This is a genomic window from Pantoea sp. CS_6, assembly GCF_041954745.1.
GTDB lineage: Bacteria > Pseudomonadota > Gammaproteobacteria > Enterobacterales > Enterobacteriaceae > Pantoea > Pantoea stewartii.
On record NZ_JAVAYG010000002.1, the window covers coordinates 437,199 to 456,869 of the forward strand.

Consider the following 19,671-nt stretch of genomic DNA (forward strand, 5'->3'; position numbering starts at 1 on the left):
CTTTATTTATATCAGGTATCGGGGAATATATCGCCATGTCTCAAACTGATTGTAATGACCTGAAAGAAATAGGGAAAACGCGGCCGGTTCTGGAGAACATAACCAATAAATGGTCAATTTTAATTCTCACTGTGCTTTGTAATGAACCTGTGCGCTTCAACGAACTCCGTCGCCGGCTGGAGGGTATTACGCACAAAGCATTGTCTGATGCGCTGAAGCGGCTTGAGCGCAATGGATTGGTGCTCCGAAAGGTGCTGCCTACTTCACCAGTGAGCGTGGAGTACAGCCTTACGCCACTGGCACAGACGCTTCAGGAACCATTCAGTGCGCTGTATGGATGGGCGCTAAAACATGGAGCGGAAATGGAACGGGCTCAGTTGATGTACGATACCAGACAGGCGGAAGAGATTTGCTGAAGAGTCGTAATGTTGAATCCTGTTGCGATGCGCGCTCAGTTTTACAGGCCAGCATCGAAAACATGTTGATTACTGAAGCCCCACGTTTCCTGACAATGCTTTATGTGAATGTCTGCTTTGTATCAGAAGCGGACATTTACGTATGAGGTAAGCACTCTGTCAGCATGAGTTTTCCAGATTCATTTTCATCCTTGCATAAGATGTGATGTATGGTTTGAACCGGGTAAGCTGATTTTCGACTGAATGTGATTTTGCTAACATGAAACGCCATTGCGTTTGTGAGAGGTAACAGTGATTCACTTAAGACAGGCTCAGCGCAGTGATGCCGATGCAATAGCACATCTGCACACCGCCGGATGGAGAGATACCTACACGAAAGTGATGTCTGCGGATTTCCTTGAAAATCAGGCGCAGGAAGATCGTCTTTCACACTGGCGCTCAGCTCTGAATCAGAGCAATGAAAGCGAAACAGTGTTTGTAGCTGAATATGATGGAAAGGTTGAAGGCTTCATATGTATTAAGCTCCACTATGACGCGCAGTGGGGCTGTTATATAGACAGCCTGCATGTAAGCTCTTCACTACGTGGTCACGGTGTAGGAAAACAACTTCTCTGGCGCGCAGCCGAATGGGTCAAGAGCAGGGATGATGAGTCACCGCTCTATTTGTGGGTGTTTGAAGATAACACCCAGGCAACAGCTTTTTATCAGCGCCTCGGGGGCACCATTGTGGAGAGAACATTATCCGATATGCCTTCATCAGATAATGCCCCGGTATTCAGAATCAGCTGGAAAAATGCCGGTCAGCTTCTGACAACTGCTTGCTGAAAGGTTAGCCGAAATGCTTTTTATTTGTATCAACAGCGGGCAGGGCGAAATTCCCCTTTTCGCACCTGACGGACCTTAATCTGTTTCAGAGGTTGCTTTGTGCCTGAAGCGGATGTTGTCTGGCACGATACTTTTCTGAACATGAGGCTTGAGTGATACAGGCCTCATTACATATCCAGAACCTGACTGATAAAATAGCGGGTAAGCTCAAACACCTGATGTCGGTTTTTCTCCAGCACCATCATGTGTGTGGCTTCACCAATTTCTGTCCAGCGCTTCCAGGGGGTGCCTGTCGCTCGCAGGAACCAGTCCTGGATTGCATTCACAGGTACATCACGATCCCATTCACCATGTAAGAGCAATACGGGGACGCGGATGTCGGCGGGATCGTAGACGCCTTTATTTTTTGCCCAGTAACACCGTGTATCCTGAATCGGACCGGTGCTAACACGGATTTTGCGCTGGGCTCTCAAAACCGGATCGGGTTCCTCATTCACTGTTTGCCGGGCCCACTGCATAAATCCGCCGGGACAAATAAGGCTGTTCTTTTTATTGTCTGGCGCGGCCTGAAGCCAGCGTGATTCCACTGCATCAATGTCAATATCGCGCCATGCGCCCATTTCGCCGCCGGGATCCAGCGTGTATTTACCGTCCTGAATCCACTGTGGCGCAATAAGCGTCAGACGCCGCACGTTAGCGCTATTCCGTGTGGTGTAAAGCGACGCCACCGTTCCTCCCCATGACATCCCGATGAGGTTCAACTGCGTCAGTCCATGATGTGCAAGAACGTAATCAACCGCACTTCCTAAGTCCCTTACTGCGGTTTCAGCACGCGCTGACGGCGGATTTTCCCGCGCAGGCAAAGAGAAAGAAGGTAGTCTTGATGCGCGGCCGTATCCACGCACATCCACTGCCCAGACATCCAGACCGGCTGCGGCAAGGTAATCAAGGAAAGATTCCCCCTCAAGCGGTGTATCAAACAGACTTCCCGATGAGAAAGTGGCGCCGTGCATCAGCAGAACCGTCTGTGCCGCATCAAAGTCGGTAGTATCAGCGCGCCGCCTGTGACGCAGCCACAATGAAATGTCTCTGGTATCGGAGGGGATGGCGAAAGCTTCGCTGAACAGCGGTGGTATGTTTGTCATGATATTCTCCTGTCAGGCGTGCTGCCAGGTTAACTGGCCGTTTGTATTGAGAACCCGTCCTGCCGAGCTGTCCGGAAAGTGAGAGGTAAAAACCAGCGCTCGGGTCTGAGCAGCAAAATTCATCATCACTGTCCGGGATTTTTTTGCCGTATCAGGAAATTCGCAGTAGCGGCTGTTCCACTCGGGGAGGCATATCTGAAGCGGGCTGTGCACGACGTCACCCCAGAACAGGGCCGTCTCACCGCCGTCTGAGAAACTGAATGCCAGGTGATCAACGCTGTGCCCCGGTGTTCTGTGAATCTGCAGCCCGGCAACGACCTCTGTCTCGGCGCTGTCCAGAAACACGGCCTGCCCTGAAGCGACGACCGGATACACACTGTCATCCATTGCACCTGTGCTTTCCGGCATGACATTAAGTGGGTTCTGATAAAAATGGTATTCATCTGCGGAGAAGTAGTAGCGGGCGTTCGGAAAAGTGGGGCGCCACTGACCTTTCTTCAAGACAGTATTCCAGCCGACGTGATCGACATGAAGGTGCGTTAAAACGACCGCATCCACCTGCTCAGGCTCAACGCCTGCCGCTCGCAGCGCATGCAGCCAGTGGCTGTTCATTTCATGAAATTTTGCATTGCCAGGGCGTTTTTTGCCGTTACCCGATGCGGTGTCGAGGATGATGACCTTACCGTCTTTTTCAATCAGCCAGCTGTGTGTGCTGAGCGACACGGTCTCGTCTGTAAAATCCAGATCATGACGTTGAATGTGTCCAGCAAAACGCAAGGCTGACTGACGATCCCACTGTGGAAACAGGTACGACACGGGAATGCCGTTGCTCTGTTGCTCTGGAATCTTTGTGATTTTTGCACCGGCGACGTGCCAGGTTAACAGCTTGCTCATGTGCTTTTCCGTTGGGGGAATGGACTGGATGGCCTTATATTCAGGGTTGTGGGCGTAATGAACAATCGGGCGCCGGGCAAACTTAAATTGCAGATACAGCAACAATAAGGCGGGGCATGGATAAATTTTCTGCGATACGCAGCTTTCTACAGGTCGTTGAAACCGGAGCCTTCACCCGTGCTGCGGAAAGTCTCGGGTTACCCAAGTCAACGGTGACACGGCAGATTCAGGCCCTCGAAAATGAGCTGGGTGTAAAACTCTTACATCGTTCTTCACGACGGCTAAGCCTCACGGAACAGGGTGAGGTTTACCACAAGGGCGCGCAGGCATTACTTATCCAGGCGGAAAAACTGGACAGCAGCGTTTCGGGAGCGGCTGGAACGTGGCGTGGCCAGCTCAGGGTAGACATGCCGGGCGCGCTGGCATACTGCCTGATTATTCCGAGGTTGGGGGATTTCATGGACCGCTATCCGGATTTACAGATCATCACAAGCGTGGGCAACCGAACCAGCGATCTCATTGAAAATCAGTTTGACTGCGTGATACGCATAGGACGACTTCACGATGACTCGCTTGTTGCCCGCTCTCTGGGAGCACTGCCCATGGTGGTATGCGCCGCGCCCGCATACCTTAAAAGACAGGGTAAACCCTCCCATCCCACGCAGTTAGTGCACTTTCATCATATTCAGGTGCGTTCCCCACAGAGCGGCAGACGTTTTGAGCATCAACTGATGAAAGCCAGCGAATCGTTTCCGCTTAGCGGTCCGTTTCAGATATCCGTCAACGACGCTTACGCCGCATTCAGTGCGGCGCGCGCGGGCCTGGGTATCGTAACGACTTATGAGTTTCTGGTGGCAGACGCGCTGAGAAAGGGGGACCTTATCAGGCTGTTTGATGACTGGCTGGTTGATGAACTCCCGGTTCATATTGCCTGGCCGGAGAACCGCCAACTGGCTCCCCGTATACGATTATTTGCGGACTGGGTCAGGGAACAGTTTTCAGAAACAGGTATGACAGGACGCTCCTGAGGCAATGGTTGACGCTGACTGGTAGTGTTTTGCTGCTGAGGTAACGTGTTTAGTGACTGTTGCCGCTCCTGAAAATGCTTCCTCTCAGCGAGTGATGCAAAGATCAGGCATGACTTATAAAGCAATAGAACAGTTTTACCTTGTGCCCTACGTCGTTCATGAACCTGGTATTTAGCGCGATCAGTTATAAGGCGGATGTTTACACAACGCCCCCCTGATAAAGGAGCGCGTTTCATCGACCCGTTGAACTCACAGCGCAAACCGGACCTTACGATTTAACCGGACTGGCCTGTGCAGGATTTCAGGCCGAAACATACCTCTTCAGACACAGCCATGGATTTTCCTGATCATAATGGTAAATCATCATTAGGTTTTCCCTTACAGACGTAATACTTACAGAGCCGAACGATAAAGAACTGGCTGAATCTGAACCACAGATATGAACCAGATGAAGAGCAGCGGCTAGCTGGTGAAGCCGTAAGGCAAAAGCAGGGCTCGGCTGTCATCACTCAGTCCCTCTGGTTATGATTAAGCAGACCTTAATTTTCCAGCCCCTGAGAGTCCTGTTCTTATGGAGTTTTGCGCCGGAACCCCATATCATTGATTAACAATGGTCAAGTAAAGGAAGCGCTGATGCAACTGATAAAAACTGAATACACCCTTAGATCCGGTTATCCGATTGTCAGGCGCACGCTGGAGAACAAAAAGAATTTAGTGAAACAGCCTGGTTTCGGTCCTGAGTCCTGCTGTGCAGTAGTCGAGTACCGGCTACGGGGTAATATTCGTTATGCGTTCGGAAACAGTCGGATGCAGGTAAGCGTGCCACCAGGAATCTATACTAATAACTGGGTAAGGCTGCATGGCGAAATGGCTGCACTCGTTGCTGCGATAGAACGCATTGAGCGCTTTTCCAGCGATGATGTCATACCCATCACGGCTGCCTATATTGAATTGCGACCCTGTGAGGCCAACTGCATGCAGGCACTGCATAATATCCTGCCTGAGAACGCTAACGTCTATTACTCTTTTGACCACCCCACTCAGGTTGAGGAATGGAAATTACGTGCTCACGAGCTTTGTGGTGTTTGAAACTTTTCACACATTTCCCGGCTAAAACACAGGACAGCCACTAATACACAGGGGAAAACTTAGGGTGTTTTTCTGGGGTAATGCTGCCTGCCGGGACTGGTGTATGAAACCGCACGGACTGGAATGTTAATCACGCATTCTGCTGAATAACCTACATCCACGTTTTCTCTGACTACTGTCATGCGGCGGTCACTTTCTGCCAATGCGTCATCCTGTAAAAAACACCGTAAAGCAGCAGAAGTATTTTGCTGCTGCACACTTTTTGTGTTTAAGATGATAGAAATCTATCATCTCGGGCTGTGTAATGAAAAAAATATCCATGTCAGCGGTTGCCAGAGCGGCGGGTGTCGGGGTGGCTACCGTTGATCGTGTTCTAAATAACAGAGCGTCAGTGAAGCAGGAAACCCGGGACCGTGTTCTGCGCGCAGCGGAAGCGCTCGGTTACCGGGAAGATCTGCGTAAGGTGATGACGCCAGAAGCCACGGCGGTTAAAAGCGCGGTGCGCACCGGGTTTATTCTGCTGCCCAGTGATTATTCGTTTTACCAGGTGCTGTCAGAGGAAATCCGCCGGTATGCGGACGGAAAACTGGCGACAGAGCCGGCGTTTGTGTGGGCTGATATACATGACGTGGAGAAAGTCGTGTCGTCTCTTGAAGCTCTGGCAAAACGCGTCGATATCATTGGAGTAGTTGCGCTCGATCATCCTCTTATACGGCACACCATTAAGCAACTATCCGCATCAGGCGTGCAAATTTTCACTTTGTTTTCCGATCTTTCTCCCTGTGGTCAGGCGGGCTATATCGGTCTCGATAATCTGAAAGCAGGGCGTACAGCGGGATGGTTTGCTGAGCGCATGATGGAAAAAGACAGTGTTATTGGTGTGCTGCTCGGCGATCACCGTTTCAACTGCCAGGAAAGCTGTGAAATAAGTTTTCGTTCGTACCTGCGCGAGAACAGACAAGATGCGGTGGTGCTTGAGCCGTTACAGACGCGGGAAAGCATCAGTGGGGGCTATCTGGCTGCCAGCCAACTGCTAAAAAACCATCCCAGTGTGGCCATGATTTATGCGCCGTGCGGTGGCATAGAGGGCGTAATCAAGGCGGTCTGTGAAAGCGCGCGACATGATATAAAAATTCTCTGCCATGGCCCGTTCATCGGCGATGAAATGGCGCTTATCGCGGGGCATGTCGATGTGATGATGCGCCACCGTATCGATGTTGTGGCTGAGAAGATCGTCTCTGTTTTTATCCGCAGATATCAGGAAACCGACCGCAATCCTCTCTCTGTTACCGTTCCCTTCGATCTGGTTACCCGGGAAAATATCTGACGTCTCACGACGTATCACGCAGAGGGTTACGCTGTCTGGATTTGATGTAAAACTATCAATAATATGATTTAAAAAAATCATGATCTCTATCAAATAATCCACGAAGGAGGGTTGCTGGTATCAAAAAACCGGCGCAATACTGCGCGCACTGAGTCAGGCATTTGTCGCCTGCATGTCAGTGCTTACCTGTGTTGCCGCATCCGGAGAAAAACCATGACCATTTCCATCGCGACTGCACCCTGTAGCTGGGGAGTGGACGACCCGAAAAACCCGTTTCTTCCCCCCTGGCAGAGCGTGCTAAAAGAGGCCGCGCTCGCCGGATACAAAAGTCTGGAGCTGGGACCATGGGGATACTTGCCTGTTGAGCCCGAGGCCCTGACGTCTGCACTTGAGGAACATCAGCTGTCTGTTATTGCCGGCACCCTTTTCGACGATTTAGTCAGTGAAGAAAACTTCCCGGCAATGATCGATCTGACCCATAAGATCTGCCACAACCTGAGCGCCGTTACCCGGCAGGCTGACGCTGTCAATGTGGGGGCATCGCCACCTTATCTTGTCATCATCGACTTTGGTGATCCTGAACGTGCCGCCACAGCCGGTCAGTCAGAAAAGGCCCCGCGACTTAATCCCAGTGACTGGCAGACGATGATAAGACATATCACCATTCTAAGTGAGATTGCCTGGAAAGCGTACGGTGTCAGGCCGGTCATTCATCCCCATGCTGGTGGCTGCATTGAGTTTGCCGATGAACTGGAAAAGCTGGTCCACGATATTCCCCATACCGTAGCCGGGCTTTGCCTGGATACCGGCCATCTGTATTACGCTGGCATGGCGCCGGTGGCTACGCTGGAACGTTACTGGGACAGGATTGATTACCTGCACTTCAAGGATGTTAACGAGGCTGTCTGGCGCCGGGCAGTTAAAGAAGGGCTGGATTTTTTCACCGCCTGCGCCCAGGGCGTCATGTGTCCTCTTGGCAGCGGTGCCATCCACTATCCGGACGTTCATGCATTTCTGCGCCAGCGTCGTTACAAGGGCTGGATAACCATTGAACAGGAAAGAGATCCGCGTGATGCGGATACAAGCCTGCGTGATGTCACGGCCAGTCTGCATTATCTGCATTCCGTCGGTTTCTGAGGAGAATAATCATGATTAACGGCATTAAACCGCTCGAAAAATCACTTCGGTGGGGCATGGTCGGCGGTGGCGGAACCAGTCAGATTGGCTACATTCACCGCTCATCGGCACTCCGTGATCATACCTTTACGTTAGTCGCCGGCGCGTTCGATATCGATGCCGCACGTGGGCGCGCCTTTGGTGAGGCACTGGGCCTTTCACCAGACCGGTGCTATGCCGACTACGAAACCCTGTTTGCTACAGAAGGACAACGCGAGGACGGTATTCAGGCCGTCTCCATCGCCACACCAAACAATACGCATTTTGCTGTCTGCTGCGCCGCGCTTGAAGCGGGACTTCATGTGATATGTGAGAAGCCGCTGTGCTTCACGGTCGAAGAGGCTGAGCATCTGGCGAAACTGAGCCGGGAGAAAAACAAGATCATCGGCGTGACCTATGGTTATACCGGTCATCAGCTTATTCTCCAGGCCAGAGAAATGATTGCGGAGGGACTCCTGGGCGACATCCGCATTGTTACGATGCAGTTTGCACACGGTTTTCACAACGAATCCGTTGAGCAAAATAACGCCAGTACCAGCTGGCGCGTTAACCCGCGCTTTGTCGGGCCCAGTTACGTGCTGGGGGACCTGGCAACCCATCCGTTGTGTATCGCTGAAACTATGGCTCCCGGCTTAAAAATCAGGCGACTGCTGTGCTCGCGGCAGAGCTTTGTTAAAAGCCGTGCTCCCCTCGAAGACAACGCGTTTGTCCTGATGGAATATGAGAATGGCGCGGTCGGCAGTCTGTGGGCCTCCGCCGTTAACTGCGGTTCCATGCATGGGCAAAAAGTGCGCATCGTCGGCGCTAAAGCCAGTATCGAGTGGTGGGATGAACAGCCGAACCAGCTCCGGTTTGAAATTCAGGGCGAGCCGGTACGCATCCTGGAAAGGGGCATGGACTATCTTCACCCGGCCGCGCGTGCAGATGACCGTATCGGAGGGGGACATCCTGAAGGTCTTTTCGAGGCCTGGTCAAACCTCTACAGACGTTTCGCGCTGGCTATGGATGCCACCGATCGGGGTGACGACGCCTTCCTGAAGGATTTCTGGTATCCCGATGTGCATGCGGGGCTGGCGGGCGTCAAATGGGTGGAAAACTGTGTCCGTTCAGCCGAATCCGGCTCGACGTGGGTGGAATGCTGATATCGACTGTAGTGGATGAGCGCATCAGTCTGTTGAGGATGAGATTTGCGATGAAGTGACTTTCTCTGCCTGAAACCCGACTCAGGCAGCATGAGATAACGTAAAGGTGGCATCAATGAAAATTGCATTCGACGTAGATGTAATCAAAGATCTGGGTATCACCAAAATGGTCCGTCAGGTGTCGGAATGGGGCTACAAGTACATCGAGCAGTCTCCGCATCCGGAAATTAATCCGTTCTATAAACATCCCCGCGCAAGCCGCGAAATCATTGCGGAGTATAAGAAGGCCCTGCGCGAAACGGGCGTTGAAATTTCCTCTTTTATTTGTGTTTACCGCTGGTCTGGCCCGGATGAACTGCGCCGACAGGCGGCGGTAAAAAACTGGACACGCCTCGTTGAAATCGCCGTCGAAATGGGGGTTCAGGTCATTAATACCGAACTGGCGGGCGATCCTAATCAACCTGAAATCTGCGATGAGATGTTTTACCGCTCGATGGAAACACTACTTCCGCTGTTCGAACGTGAAGGCATCCGTGTAGAAATACAGGCGCATCCATGGGACTTCTGCGAAGAAAGCGACGAAACCGTCAATATGGTCAGGTCATTCAGGAGCGATAACGTTAAATACGTTTACAGCGTTCCGCATACCTTTTTTTATGATAAAGGAAAAGGGGACGTAGAGAGGATGCTTCGTCATGCGGGGCACGATCTCTCTCATGTTCTCATTGCCGATACGATGAATCACACCAAACATTGCCGCTACATTGTCAATCCACCCGGTGTCGATGCGACCATTCATCAGCATGTTGGCATCGGAGAAGGCGAGGTGGATTTTGAGACGCTGTTCCGCACCCTGCGGGAAATGAAGTTTGCAGAGCAGACGTTCAAAGTGGGTGGCGAACCTGTCGTGGCCGCTTCGCTGTTCGGTTACCCGGAAAAAATGAAATATCAGGCCGTTGAGACCCGGGAGCGGATAGAACGGGAATTGCTCACGCCACCACGCTGAGTCATCTGCCCGGCATGATGGGGAAGGTATTTCCGCCTTCACGCCGGGCTTTTAAGCGATACCTCGCAGGCTGTTACTGCCTCAGTACTGACTGTCTGACTCAACGGTTTATCGCTTCTCCTTGCTCACCGCTGGCTTCAGCCATCTTCGCTGTCCATTTGTTTCTGCATTTGGCATGACATCCAGCCCTTACGGCTGTCTCTGCCTTTATCTGTCGCGAAATGCATTATGCAGAAGTCGCCACATATGATGGGCTGCCGGGGTAAAACGCCTGTCGGAGTTTCGTAACAGGTGACACTGAGCGCTACTGGCAATCGGGTGATCGATTGGCACGGCGACAAGTGTGCCCTGGCGAATCGGGTCGGCGGCGGCGTGTGCCGTCATAAATGAGACGCCGAGCCCGGCCTGACTGAGGTTCATGGCGGTCGAGAAGAGGTTACACCGGTAAGCCGGATGAAACTGCAGGCCCTGGCTTTTGAACATCGCGTTCATATGCCGCTGCAGGCCGAAGTTCTCTGTAAGGGCGATAAGCGGGTGAGCAGTCAACGCTTCAATGGTGATGCTGGTGAGACTGGCGACAGGATGCTGCGGCGCGACGACGGCACAGATCGGCCCCCACTTAAAACTGTGCCGCTTCAGTTCCGGTGTGCCAATCGGACCAAACGCCAGCGCCATATCCGCTTCGCCGCTGACGATATCGTTCATCATCTCTTGCATGCTGCCGACCACAATATCGACAAACACCTGCGGGTAAGACTGGGCAAATTCGCGCATAACCCCTTCGATAAACGCCGTGATCAGTCCGCCGCCAATGCGCACCGAAAGCGTTCCGCCGCGCATATGGCGCAGATCTTTAAGCTGGCTCTCCAGCTTTTCGCGCCGCATACGGCTGACAAAATAGTCCTCTGCCAGCAGGCGTCCCGCTTCGGTCAACACCACGTTACGCCCACGCCGTTCCAGCAAGGGAAGCTGTAGCGCACGCTCAAGTTGTGCGATTTGACGGCTGACGACCGACGCATTAATCCCAAGGATATCTGCCGCGCGGCGAATGCCGCCCTGATTACCGACTTCATACAGATAGCCCACCTGTTTATCCTGGAACATCTGCCACATTTCCTCGTTACTGTTGACCTTAAGGCAACAATAACATCACTCCACGGCTATTTATCAAGCTCTTTAAATAGTGATAATCAAATTAACCGTTAATTTTCGCTGGTCAGAAAAGAAAAAAAGCGAACAACATCGTACTGCACCAAAAGCGCGCCCAAAAACGGTGAGAAATTATTTGCCTGCGCCTTTAGGCACGCAGAGAAAAATACACTTCTCCGAAAAGGGATATGGCTTTCTCATGTTTTTTTGGGAAGGGGTTTTACTGCACTAAAAATCTTAATAAAGAGGTTTATTTCACGGCTGGGCTATTCAGGCATGGATCCTGCTTAGTATCAGGACTTTTCCATTACAGATGTAAAGAGAGATGATATGAGCGAATCAAAAACACTGAAGCAGCCAGATAAAGAAGCGACAGAGGAGTGGAAAGTGGGGCCGGGTGCGTGGATTTCACTGGTCATTGTGCTGCTGGTCTTTTCCGGCTTCTTTTTTAAAGTTGACGGTATGGCCTGGCTGGGTGCATTCGATTTTACCACGTTAGGTGGCGCGTTCGGCACCATGAAAACGCCGGAAACCAATACCTTTATCGGCAGCGGCGGCCTGAGCGCCAAAGCCGGCTTCCTCTTTGCACTCTCGCTGGTGCCCACGGTAATGCTGGCACTCGGCCTGCTGGAAATCTTCACTCATTACGGCGCGATCCGCGCGGCACATAAATTACTTACTCCGCTGTTAAAACCACTGCTCGGGATTCCGGGTTATACCGGTCTTGCGTTGATTACCGATCTGCAAAGCACCGATGCCGGCGCGGCATTAACCAAAGAGCTCTATGACAGCAAAAAAATCACCCGTAAAGATGTGGTGATTATGGGCTCGTGGCAATACTCGGGTGCCGGGTTGATTAATAACTATTTCTCTATCGGCTCGGCGATGTTCGCTTCATTAACGCTCCCCATTATTATTCCGCTGATTTTAATGTTTGTCCTTAAATTCGTCGGTGCCGCCGTGGTTCGCCTGGCATTAAATACTGTTTATAAGCGAGATTTCGACAATGAATAATCAGGCAAAAGTCTCCGGTAATCCGTTTGATATTTTCGTTATTGGTGCGCGCAAAGGCTTTAATATCGCCATTAATAACCTGATGCCAAATGTATTAATGGCCTATGTCATCGCTGAAATGCTCAATTTGCTGGGCGTGATGCAGATTATTGGGCACATTTGCGCACCGCTGATGGGGCTTTTTGGCCTGCCGGGCGAGGCGATCACCGTACTGTTAACCGCCTGGCTCTCTTCCTCTGCGGGCACCGGCGTTGCCGTCAGCCTGCTGAGTAAAGGCCAGCTTGATATGGCCCAGATTACCATTCTCGCGCCCGCCATCTTTTTGATGGGCTCGCAACTCCAGTATATGGGCCGCCTGCTGGGCGTGGCCGATGTGCCGAAGAAGTACTGGCCGTTACTGATGGCGGTCAGCATTCTCAATGCCGTAATCGCCATGCTGATTATGCGCGTTATTGCCTGAGCACTAAGGAGTAAGACGTGTCGCGTACACTTGAGCACTTTAATTACCTGCACCAAATCCCGGAACTGGGGTTCGAAGAGTTTAAAACGTCCGCCTATATCGCGGGCGTACTGGAGGCGGCGGGCTACCGGGTCACTCGCCAGGTAAACAACACCACCGGTATTGTCGCCGTCCTGGACAGCGGTAAGCCTGGCCCGACGTTAGCGCTGCGCGCCGATATGGATGCGCTGGGGCATATCATTGACGGCCAACATGTGGCGCGTCACACCTGTGGGCACGATGGCCACTCCACCGTCGTACTGACCACCGCCCAGGAGGTGATGGCTGAAGGATTGGTGAAAAAGGGCCGGTTAAAATTCATCTTCCAGCCTGCGGAAGAGCTGGGCACCGGGGCGATTGCCCTGACCGAAGGCGGCGTGCTTGATGATGTCGACATGTTGCTCGGCTTCCACCTGCGCCCGCTGGAGGAGTGCCCGATGGGCCAGGCCGTGCCGGCGATGTACTACTCAGCGTCCGCTACCGTGGAAGTGATGTTCCACGGCAAAGCGGCGCACGCCGCGCGGCCACATTTGGGCGTCAATGCACTGGATGCCGCTGCGCACGCGGTGCAGGCGGTGAACGGCATTCATCTTGCTCCGTCGCTGACATGGAGCGCAAAAGCGACGCGGTTTCTCTGTGATGCGGGCGTGACTAACTCAATCCCTGATAAAGCGCAGGTGTGCTGGGATCTGCGTGCGGCAGAGAACGAAGCGATGACTACCCTCAAACCACAGGTGGTACGCGCGATTGAGAGCAGCGCCGCCGCCTATGGCGCACGCGCAGAGATCCGCATTCTGAAAGAGATGCCCGCCGCCATTATCCATGACGAGGCCACAGAGGTGATCGCACGCGGTATTCGCAGCGTATTTGGCGAAACCGGCCTCACTGCGCCGAAGTCGACACCCGGCAGTGAAGACTTCTTTCACTATCTGCGTCTTCGTCCACAGATTAAAGGCGGCTTCTGGGGACTGGGGGCCAACCTGACGCCCGGTCTGCATCATCCGGAGATGCATTTTGACCGTGACGCGCTGGCGCTTGGGGTGAAAGTGTTTAAAGCCTGCGTGCAGGATGTGCTTGGCTGATTATCACGGATGCCCGTGGCGCAGGGATGTGCCATGCCCGCCGGACATTAGCGACAGATAAGAGAGCCGACGAGGATCTCTCACAGTGCCGCCTCAGCAAAAGCAAAGGATAAATATCGTTTACCCTCAATGAGCAAACAGTGCCCGCCATGCGGAGGGTGAGGTATTAAACGCTTTATTAAAATATTGGCGTAGTGATACGGCGCTGCCGAAGCCTGATAACTGCGCCACATATTCTACAGAATGGGGTGTGCTTTCGAGTAAGCGTTGCGCATAGGCCAGCCTTTGTCCCTGTAACCACTGACTGACCGTCATACCTGTCAGGTCGCGAAAACGGCGGGTGAAATTACGTCGGCTCATTGCAACCCGCTGCGCCAGTGAATCCAGAGAGTGCTGCTCTGCAAGATTGGCCACCATCCAGTTCAGCAGGTCTGACAGACGATCGCCTCCCGGCTGGCTATGGAGAGGCTGTTCAATGAACTGGGCCTGTCCTCCCTGGCGATGCGGGGCCGTGACCAACCGGCGCGCAATCTTATTGGCGATATCGGCGCCGTGCCAGCGACGAACCAGGTGCAGGCAGCAATCAAGACCGGCGGCTGTCCCGGCAGAGGTAACCAGCCTGCCGTCATCCGCATCCTGATACAACACATCTGGCATCAGCTTGATTTTGGGAAAATGCTGCGCGAAATACGGTGCTGCGCTCCAGTGTGTAGTCGCTTTGTATCCGTCCAGTACGCCAGCCTCTGCTAACACAAACGCACCCAGGCACAACCCCACGACCGTAGCACCGCGCTGTCTTGCCATTCGTATCGCATGCAGCATAGCGTCCGACGGACGCTCCTGTGGGCTACGCCAGGAGGGAACAATTAAGACATCCGCGTCTGTTGCATCTTCGAGCGTCAACTCACTTTTCAGCATAAAACCCGCACAGGTACGAATTAAATCACCGCTGGCGGTCTCGGCTGCGCAAACCCGCAGGTTAAAAGCGGGCAGGCCATGTTCGGTACGGTTTTCAAAAACCAGACAGGGCACTGAAAGATGAAAAGGACTGATGTCATGAAAAGCCAGTACCGCGATATTTTTGCACGACATGATCATTCTCCATAACGATGGCCCAATACTTTCGTGCGTTGTCTTTCGGGACGCTGTTGCTGAGATTATCGTCGGGTGAAGATGGTGTCTACGGCTTTACGCTCTGTAGAGCCACTAATCTGAGGAATTTGGCTATGACCGTTTCCGCTTTACCTCAACGCGCGCTTATTGTCATTGATGTACAGAATGAATATTTCAGCGGCGCGTTGCCGATTGAATATCCACATCCGCAACATTCACTGGAAAACATCGCGATTGCCATGGACAGGGCGAGTGCGGCAAACATACCGGTAATCGTGGTACAGCATACTGCGCCTGCAGAATCACCGCTTTTTGCGATTAACAGCGATGGCTGGCAGTTGCATCCCGTTGTCGCTTCACGTCCCCGAGCGCTTCTTTTGAGTAAAAATCGGGCCAGCGCTTTTACCGGAACGGGACTGGCGCACTGGTTAGCCGATCACGCCATTAACACGCTGACGGTAGTGGGCTATATGACTCACAACTGCAATCTTTCTACCATTAATCATGCGTGGCATAACGGCATTGCTGTGGAATACCTCAGTGATGCTTCAGGTTCAGTTCCTTACCAAAATCAGGCAGGGCGCGTGAGTGCAGAAGAGATTCATCGGGTATGCTGTGTAGTGCTGCAGTCAAACTTTGCGGCCGTGCTGACTACTCAGCAGTGGACAGCCTGCATTGAGAGCGGCACCGTACCGGTGCGCGATAGCATTCTGCGCTCCAACCAGCGCGCCCGGGGGGTGCTGTGTGATGCAGCGCCATGCCTGGACGGAAATGTGGTCTGAAAGCAATACCGGTGACAGTGGTAAATGCCTTCGACTGTTACTGTGTCAGGGACACCACCTCAGGCGACCCGTCCAATAAAAACGTAGAAACCAGCAAATGCACCCTCATGCAGAATCCCATTTACACGGGTTCTGCGTGTGAATCGACAATCATCGCGGAGCGCCTTTCAGCAAGTCGTCTTGACAAATCCTCTGGCGATCACCGTTACGATAAGTACACATCCTGGTGCGTTCACATCCGGCTGCGTGCAGGTTAATTAACAGCTCACCCTGCTAATATTTACGTTCCGCTGAGGCCTGCCACTGCTCACGCGTCATCGCATAACACAGGCTTGGCGGGGCATTTTCGACGTCATAAATCTCTTTGATGTAGCGCAACCCGCTTTTCTCCAGCACATGAATTGAAGCCTGATGATGACGTCGTACCGATGCGGTCACGGACGCCAGCCCCAGCTCGTTGAAGCCGTAATCCAGGGCAAAACGTGACAGCTCAGTAGCATAACCTTTACCCCATGCCTGGGTATCAAAGCGATAGCCAAGATTATTGGTCAACTCACCGGCAAACTTACGTACGCTCAACCCACCAAAGCCAATCAGCGTATCGGGCGCATCTCGCGTCGATATCGCCCAGCTTTCAAACCCGTACCGTTCAAAAGCGGTCAGCCTCTCGGCCAGCTTCTGCTGCGCGAACGCCAGGCTCGGATACGGGCCTGCCGGGTTAAACGTGTTGGTCGCGGGATCGCCATAAATGCGGAACAGATCCTTGTCATCGGAAGGGCGCATAGCTCTGAGCAACAAACGTGCTGACTGCAGATACATTATAAACCTCACTGTTATGCCGTTATCCACGCCCACTATTAATAGCCTTTTTACAGAATCAGGAGAAGCAATGGTGATACAACAACTGCGCATTGCGCGCCCGGTCAGTGACCTGACCGCGAGCGCAGACCTGTACTGCACTGGCCTTGGATTGCATAAACTGGGGGAGTTCAGGGACCATGACGGATTCAGCGGCATTATGCTGGGTGATAAGACCTTGCCCTGGCATCTGGAGTTTACGTTTTGTCAGCACCATCCTGTCCAGCCCGCGACAACGGTTGACGATCTGCTGGTGCTGTATCTGCCGGACGCGGCGTGCTGGCAGCAACGTTGTCAGGTAATGACGCGTGCCGGGTTTACTGAAGTGACGTCTTTTAACCCGTACTGGGCAAAAAACGGCGCAACCTTTCAGGACAGGGACGGCTATCGGATCGTTATCCAGCATGCCGCATGGCAGGCCTGACGGCATAAGTAATAAGCAGGCGCTACCACACGGACTGGTGGGTTTATGGCGTGCGGCTCTCTCTTACAGATGAGACGTTTGAATCTGGCGTCGCCCATGGCATGATGAAAACCCGTTTTTACGCCGAGCCCACACATGATCGCCATTGCCTGTTTACATACTGCGGCCAGCAATATTCCCATCTTTGACGATGCAGCGAGCCAGTTGCCGTCGGGAGATCTGCAACTGAGTCATCTGGTGATGCCGCAGCTGCTGGCGGAGGCCGAAGCCAGTGGCGGACTGACGCCGGAACTTCATGCACGGATCGGCGCGTTGCTGGCGAGTCTGCAACCCCATTTTGACGCCATTCTGATGACCTGTTCCACGCTCGGACCGGTGGCTGAAAGCTTTACAAACGCATCTTCGCCGTGCGTGGTCTGGCGCACAGACAGCATGCTGGCAGAGGCGGTCCGCGAAAATCCCAGGCAAACGGTCGTGCTTTGTGCGGCTGAATCCACGCTGGGCGCCACGCGGGCACTGTTTCACGGTGCCAACGGGCGGGCAGAGGTCGTTCTGATTCCGGGGGCGTGGCAGAAGTTTAAAGCGGGGGATCAGACAGGCTATCTTGACTGCGTAACAGAAGCGGTTGAAGCGGCCTGGCAGCAGGGCGCGGAGCAGGTTGTGCTGGCGCAGACGTCAATGGCACCGGCGGCGGCGCATTTCGCATCAACACGTCAGCCCCTGACCGGCCCGCATCTGGCGCTACAGCGCTGTCTTCAACACTATCAGTAAGGCCGCACGCCGTGCGGCCTCAACGTTTTACTCGTCCGGCGTCAGTGTTCCTTTTGCGCCGTGAGGTTCAGAGCGCAGATACTGCGGCGGCGCTTTCACCGTTGCATCGAATGCGGCAGCGGCGTGCCATGGCCAGCGTGGGTTATAGAGCATACCGCGTGCCAGCGCGACCAGATCCGCTTCCCCCTGCTGCAAAATATCTTCGGCTTGCTGCGGCTCGGTAATTAAACCTACCGCAATCACCGGGATACCGATTTGCTGACGAATATCCCGCGCAAAAGGGACCTGATAGTTCGGGCCGACGCTGATCTGCTGCTGTTCTGACAGGCCCCCACTGGAAACGTGGATATAGGCGCAGTTCAGCGCTTCCAGCTGTTGCGAAAAGGCAATGGACTGGCTTACATCCCAGCCGCCCTCAACCCAGTCGCTGGCAGAAATACGCACGCCCACCGGAATGGCGGCCGGGACGGCCTCACGTACTGCTTTAAAGACCTCAAGCGGAAAACGCATTCGGTTTTCCAGTGAGCCGCCGTATTCATCATCGCGGGTATTGGAAAGCGGCGACAGAAACTGGTGCAGCAGATAGCCGTGCGCGGCATGCACCTCAATGAGTTCAAGGCCAAGACGAACGGCCCGTTTTGCCGTAGCGACAAACGCCTCTTTGACACGCGCCAGCGCGCTGGCGTCCATTGCGCTGGGCGGATGATCGCCTTCACTGAACGGCAGGGCGGAAGGGGCCACGGTTTGCCAGCCACCGTTCTGAGGCGAGATGTGTTCGCCGCCTTCCCACGGCACGTCGCAGGATGCTTTGCGCCCGGCATGACCCAACTGAATACCAATCGGCATATCGGAATAGCGACGGATGTCCGCTAATACCGCCGCCAGTGCGGCTTCGGTTTCATCATTCCATAACCCCAGGTCGCCGTAGGTGATACGACCAATATCTTCTACCGCGGTCGCTTCAATGATTAACAGTCCAGCCCCTGAAAAGGCGAGCTGCCCCAGATGGATACGATGCCAGGCGGTTGCGCAACCCTCTTCAGCGGAATACTGACACATTGGCGCAATAACAATTCTGTTATCGAGCGTTAATTCACCGAGTGAAAAAGTGGAAAACAGCGTGCTCATAAAAACCTCATGTCTGAGAATCAATACGTTGAAAAACTATAGTGGCTGAATGCAAAACAGGGGCGACAGGCGGCAAAACAATTTATCCCTTAACTGATATTAGTTACATCATACAGTTAAGTTTCTGATTTACACCGCACGATGAGACACCGGAGAAATGTTTAAAAATGCAGACTATGCCGGCGTTGGCAGCAGGAAAAGGATCAAAAAACCCTGCTGTTATCATCCGGATAATCAGCAGGGTTCGGAAGGGCTAAAAACGCGTTGCGAAGATGGAGATGTCACTAGTGTGCTCTCTGCAATGCCTTCTCATCCAGCGCATACAGGGTCGCGGTCGCTTCCAGAATATGCTGCTGGTCATTACCGGGTTTGTGAGAATCAACCTGGGTAATGTGGTAACCCACAGCACCGGCCTCGGTGGCTTTGCGCAGCAGCGCATCAGTCACTTCCTGCATTGAGGTCGCCCAGGTCACCGTCGTTACGCCCATCGGGGTGATGGCATTTTTTTCTTCCTGAGATAAGCCGCTACGGATAAACACAGGGCTGACTGTCTGAGGAGAGAAGATAGACAAAAGATCCTGAACAAGTGCTTTCATTTTAATGCTCCTGAATATCGGAATGTATCGCTATCACGGGCAAACGACGCGACAGTGATCGTTACGGGTTTGCTATGTGCTTACGTTTTATTGCCGTGTTAAATACTGTCGGCAGAAGTTATCAAATACCTTTTCAAGTAAATGAATTTGGCTTTTCTTGCTAATCAGAGGCTTATGAAAGCTTCCGCCACACTTGAGCTGAAATTT

The 19,671-nt window shown here is 53.1% G+C and carries 21 protein-coding genes; 14 read left to right on the forward strand and 7 right to left on the reverse strand.

Features of this window, described 5'->3' with window-relative positions; translation table 11 throughout:
* Nucleotides 1–35 precede the first annotated feature (35 nt).
* Complete coding sequence (locus RAC90_RS05020; protein ID WP_033741436.1) at nucleotides 36–416, forward strand: helix-turn-helix domain-containing protein; 381 nt, start codon at nucleotides 36–38, stop codon at nucleotides 414–416.
* A 291-nt stretch (nucleotides 417–707) separates the two neighbouring features.
* The gene (locus RAC90_RS05025; protein WP_033741437.1) at nucleotides 708–1,241 is read left to right on the forward strand and encodes a GNAT family N-acetyltransferase; all 534 of its coding nucleotides are present in this window, start codon (nucleotides 708–710) and stop codon (nucleotides 1,239–1,241) included.
* A gap of 167 nt (nucleotides 1,242–1,408) precedes the next feature.
* On the opposite strand, the gene RAC90_RS05030 is transcribed toward RAC90_RS05025, so the two are convergent.
* A complete protein-coding gene (locus RAC90_RS05030) occupies nucleotides 1,409–2,386 on the reverse strand; it encodes an alpha/beta hydrolase (protein WP_375124043.1) in 978 nt (325 codons plus the stop codon).
* A gap of 12 nt (nucleotides 2,387–2,398) precedes the next feature.
* Nucleotides 2,399–3,280, reverse strand: coding sequence for an MBL fold metallo-hydrolase (locus RAC90_RS05035; RefSeq protein ID WP_375124044.1), 882 nt, complete (start codon nucleotides 3,278–3,280; stop codon nucleotides 2,399–2,401).
* 116 nt (nucleotides 3,281–3,396) lie between these two features.
* On the opposite strand from RAC90_RS05035, the gene RAC90_RS05040 reads away from it, so the two are divergent.
* From RAC90_RS05040 to RAC90_RS05065, 6 genes are all read left to right on the forward strand, one after another.
* Nucleotides 3,397–4,308 (forward strand): LysR family transcriptional regulator, encoded by a 912-nt coding sequence (locus tag RAC90_RS05040; protein ID WP_205953154.1) that lies wholly within the window; start codon nucleotides 3,397–3,399, stop codon nucleotides 4,306–4,308.
* A 633-nt stretch (nucleotides 4,309–4,941) separates the two neighbouring features.
* Nucleotides 4,942–5,397: a hypothetical protein gene (locus RAC90_RS05045; RefSeq protein ID WP_039340368.1), complete on the forward strand. Its 456-nt coding sequence runs from the start codon at nucleotides 4,942–4,944 to the stop codon at nucleotides 5,395–5,397.
* 304 nt (nucleotides 5,398–5,701) lie between these two features.
* Nucleotides 5,702–6,724 carry a LacI family DNA-binding transcriptional regulator gene (locus RAC90_RS05050; RefSeq protein ID WP_058701917.1) on the forward strand — a complete coding sequence of 341 codons (1,023 nt, stop codon included), beginning with the start codon at nucleotides 5,702–5,704 and terminating at the stop codon, nucleotides 6,722–6,724.
* A 213-nt stretch (nucleotides 6,725–6,937) separates the two neighbouring features.
* Nucleotides 6,938–7,861 carry a TIM barrel protein gene (locus RAC90_RS05055; RefSeq protein ID WP_367143038.1) on the forward strand — a complete coding sequence of 308 codons (924 nt, stop codon included), beginning with the start codon at nucleotides 6,938–6,940 and terminating at the stop codon, nucleotides 7,859–7,861.
* 11 nt (nucleotides 7,862–7,872) lie between these two features.
* Nucleotides 7,873–9,042: a Gfo/Idh/MocA family protein gene (locus RAC90_RS05060; RefSeq protein ID WP_164481940.1), complete on the forward strand. Its 1,170-nt coding sequence runs from the start codon at nucleotides 7,873–7,875 to the stop codon at nucleotides 9,040–9,042.
* Nucleotides 9,043–9,157: 115 nt separating this feature from the next.
* A complete protein-coding gene (locus RAC90_RS05065) occupies nucleotides 9,158–10,048 on the forward strand; it encodes a sugar phosphate isomerase/epimerase family protein (RefSeq protein WP_205950170.1) in 891 nt (296 codons plus the stop codon).
* A 207-nt stretch (nucleotides 10,049–10,255) separates the two neighbouring features.
* Here RAC90_RS05065 and RAC90_RS05070 read toward each other — a convergent pair whose 3' ends face one another.
* Nucleotides 10,256–11,152, reverse strand: coding sequence for a LysR family transcriptional regulator (locus RAC90_RS05070; RefSeq protein ID WP_367143037.1), 897 nt, complete (start codon nucleotides 11,150–11,152; stop codon nucleotides 10,256–10,258).
* A gap of 375 nt (nucleotides 11,153–11,527) precedes the next feature.
* Here RAC90_RS05070 and RAC90_RS05075 point away from each other — a divergent pair, with 375 nt between their 5' ends.
* Genes RAC90_RS05075 through RAC90_RS05085 form a run of 3 tightly spaced genes read left to right on the forward strand, consistent with a single transcriptional unit; the run spans nucleotide 11,528 to nucleotide 13,792 of the window.
* The gene (locus tag RAC90_RS05075; RefSeq protein WP_205950171.1) at nucleotides 11,528–12,211 is read left to right on the forward strand and encodes a nucleoside recognition domain-containing protein; all 684 of its coding nucleotides are present in this window, start codon (nucleotides 11,528–11,530) and stop codon (nucleotides 12,209–12,211) included.
* Entirely contained in the window at nucleotides 12,204–12,671 is a 468-nt protein-coding gene (locus tag RAC90_RS05080; protein WP_033741638.1) for a YjiG family protein, read from the forward strand. The genes RAC90_RS05075 and RAC90_RS05080 overlap by 8 nt, the downstream gene beginning before the upstream one ends.
* A 17-nt stretch (nucleotides 12,672–12,688) precedes the next feature.
* Nucleotides 12,689–13,792 (forward strand): M20 peptidase aminoacylase family protein, encoded by a 1,104-nt coding sequence (locus tag RAC90_RS05085; protein ID WP_375124045.1) that lies wholly within the window; start codon nucleotides 12,689–12,691, stop codon nucleotides 13,790–13,792.
* A gap of 126 nt (nucleotides 13,793–13,918) precedes the next feature.
* On the opposite strand, the gene RAC90_RS05090 is transcribed toward RAC90_RS05085, so the two are convergent.
* On the reverse strand, nucleotides 13,919–14,884 hold the full coding sequence (locus tag RAC90_RS05090; protein WP_172912500.1) for a GlxA family transcriptional regulator: 966 nt from the start codon (nucleotides 14,882–14,884) through the stop codon (nucleotides 13,919–13,921).
* Between the two features lie 134 nt (nucleotides 14,885–15,018).
* Here RAC90_RS05090 and RAC90_RS05095 point away from each other — a divergent pair, with 134 nt between their 5' ends.
* Nucleotides 15,019–15,687, forward strand: coding sequence for a cysteine hydrolase family protein (locus tag RAC90_RS05095; RefSeq protein ID WP_205950172.1), 669 nt, complete (start codon nucleotides 15,019–15,021; stop codon nucleotides 15,685–15,687).
* A gap of 273 nt (nucleotides 15,688–15,960) precedes the next feature.
* Here the strand turns inward: RAC90_RS05095 and RAC90_RS05100 are convergent, their stop codons facing one another.
* Nucleotides 15,961–16,506, reverse strand: a complete 546-nt coding sequence (locus tag RAC90_RS05100; protein WP_058701909.1) for a GNAT family N-acetyltransferase — start codon at nucleotides 16,504–16,506, stop codon at nucleotides 15,961–15,963.
* 70 nt (nucleotides 16,507–16,576) lie between these two features.
* Between RAC90_RS05100 and RAC90_RS05105 the strand changes: the two genes are divergently transcribed.
* Together RAC90_RS05105 and RAC90_RS05110 are read left to right on the forward strand one after the other, a co-directional pair.
* On the forward strand, nucleotides 16,577–16,969 hold the full coding sequence (locus RAC90_RS05105; RefSeq protein ID WP_058598228.1) for a VOC family protein: 393 nt from the start codon (nucleotides 16,577–16,579) through the stop codon (nucleotides 16,967–16,969).
* A 135-nt stretch (nucleotides 16,970–17,104) separates the two neighbouring features.
* Entirely contained in the window at nucleotides 17,105–17,740 is a 636-nt protein-coding gene (locus RAC90_RS05110) for an aspartate/glutamate racemase family protein (RefSeq protein ID WP_058701908.1), read from the forward strand.
* A 27-nt stretch (nucleotides 17,741–17,767) separates the two neighbouring features.
* On the opposite strand, the gene RAC90_RS05115 is transcribed toward RAC90_RS05110, so the two are convergent.
* Together RAC90_RS05115 and RAC90_RS05120 are read right to left on the reverse strand one after the other, a co-directional pair.
* Nucleotides 17,768–18,868: an NADH:flavin oxidoreductase/NADH oxidase gene (locus RAC90_RS05115; protein ID WP_375124046.1), complete on the reverse strand. Its 1,101-nt coding sequence runs from the start codon at nucleotides 18,866–18,868 to the stop codon at nucleotides 17,768–17,770.
* 284 nt (nucleotides 18,869–19,152) lie between these two features.
* A complete protein-coding gene (locus RAC90_RS05120; RefSeq protein WP_033741649.1) occupies nucleotides 19,153–19,464 on the reverse strand; it encodes a DUF1471 domain-containing protein in 312 nt (103 codons plus the stop codon).
* Nucleotides 19,465–19,671: the final 207 nt, after the last annotated feature.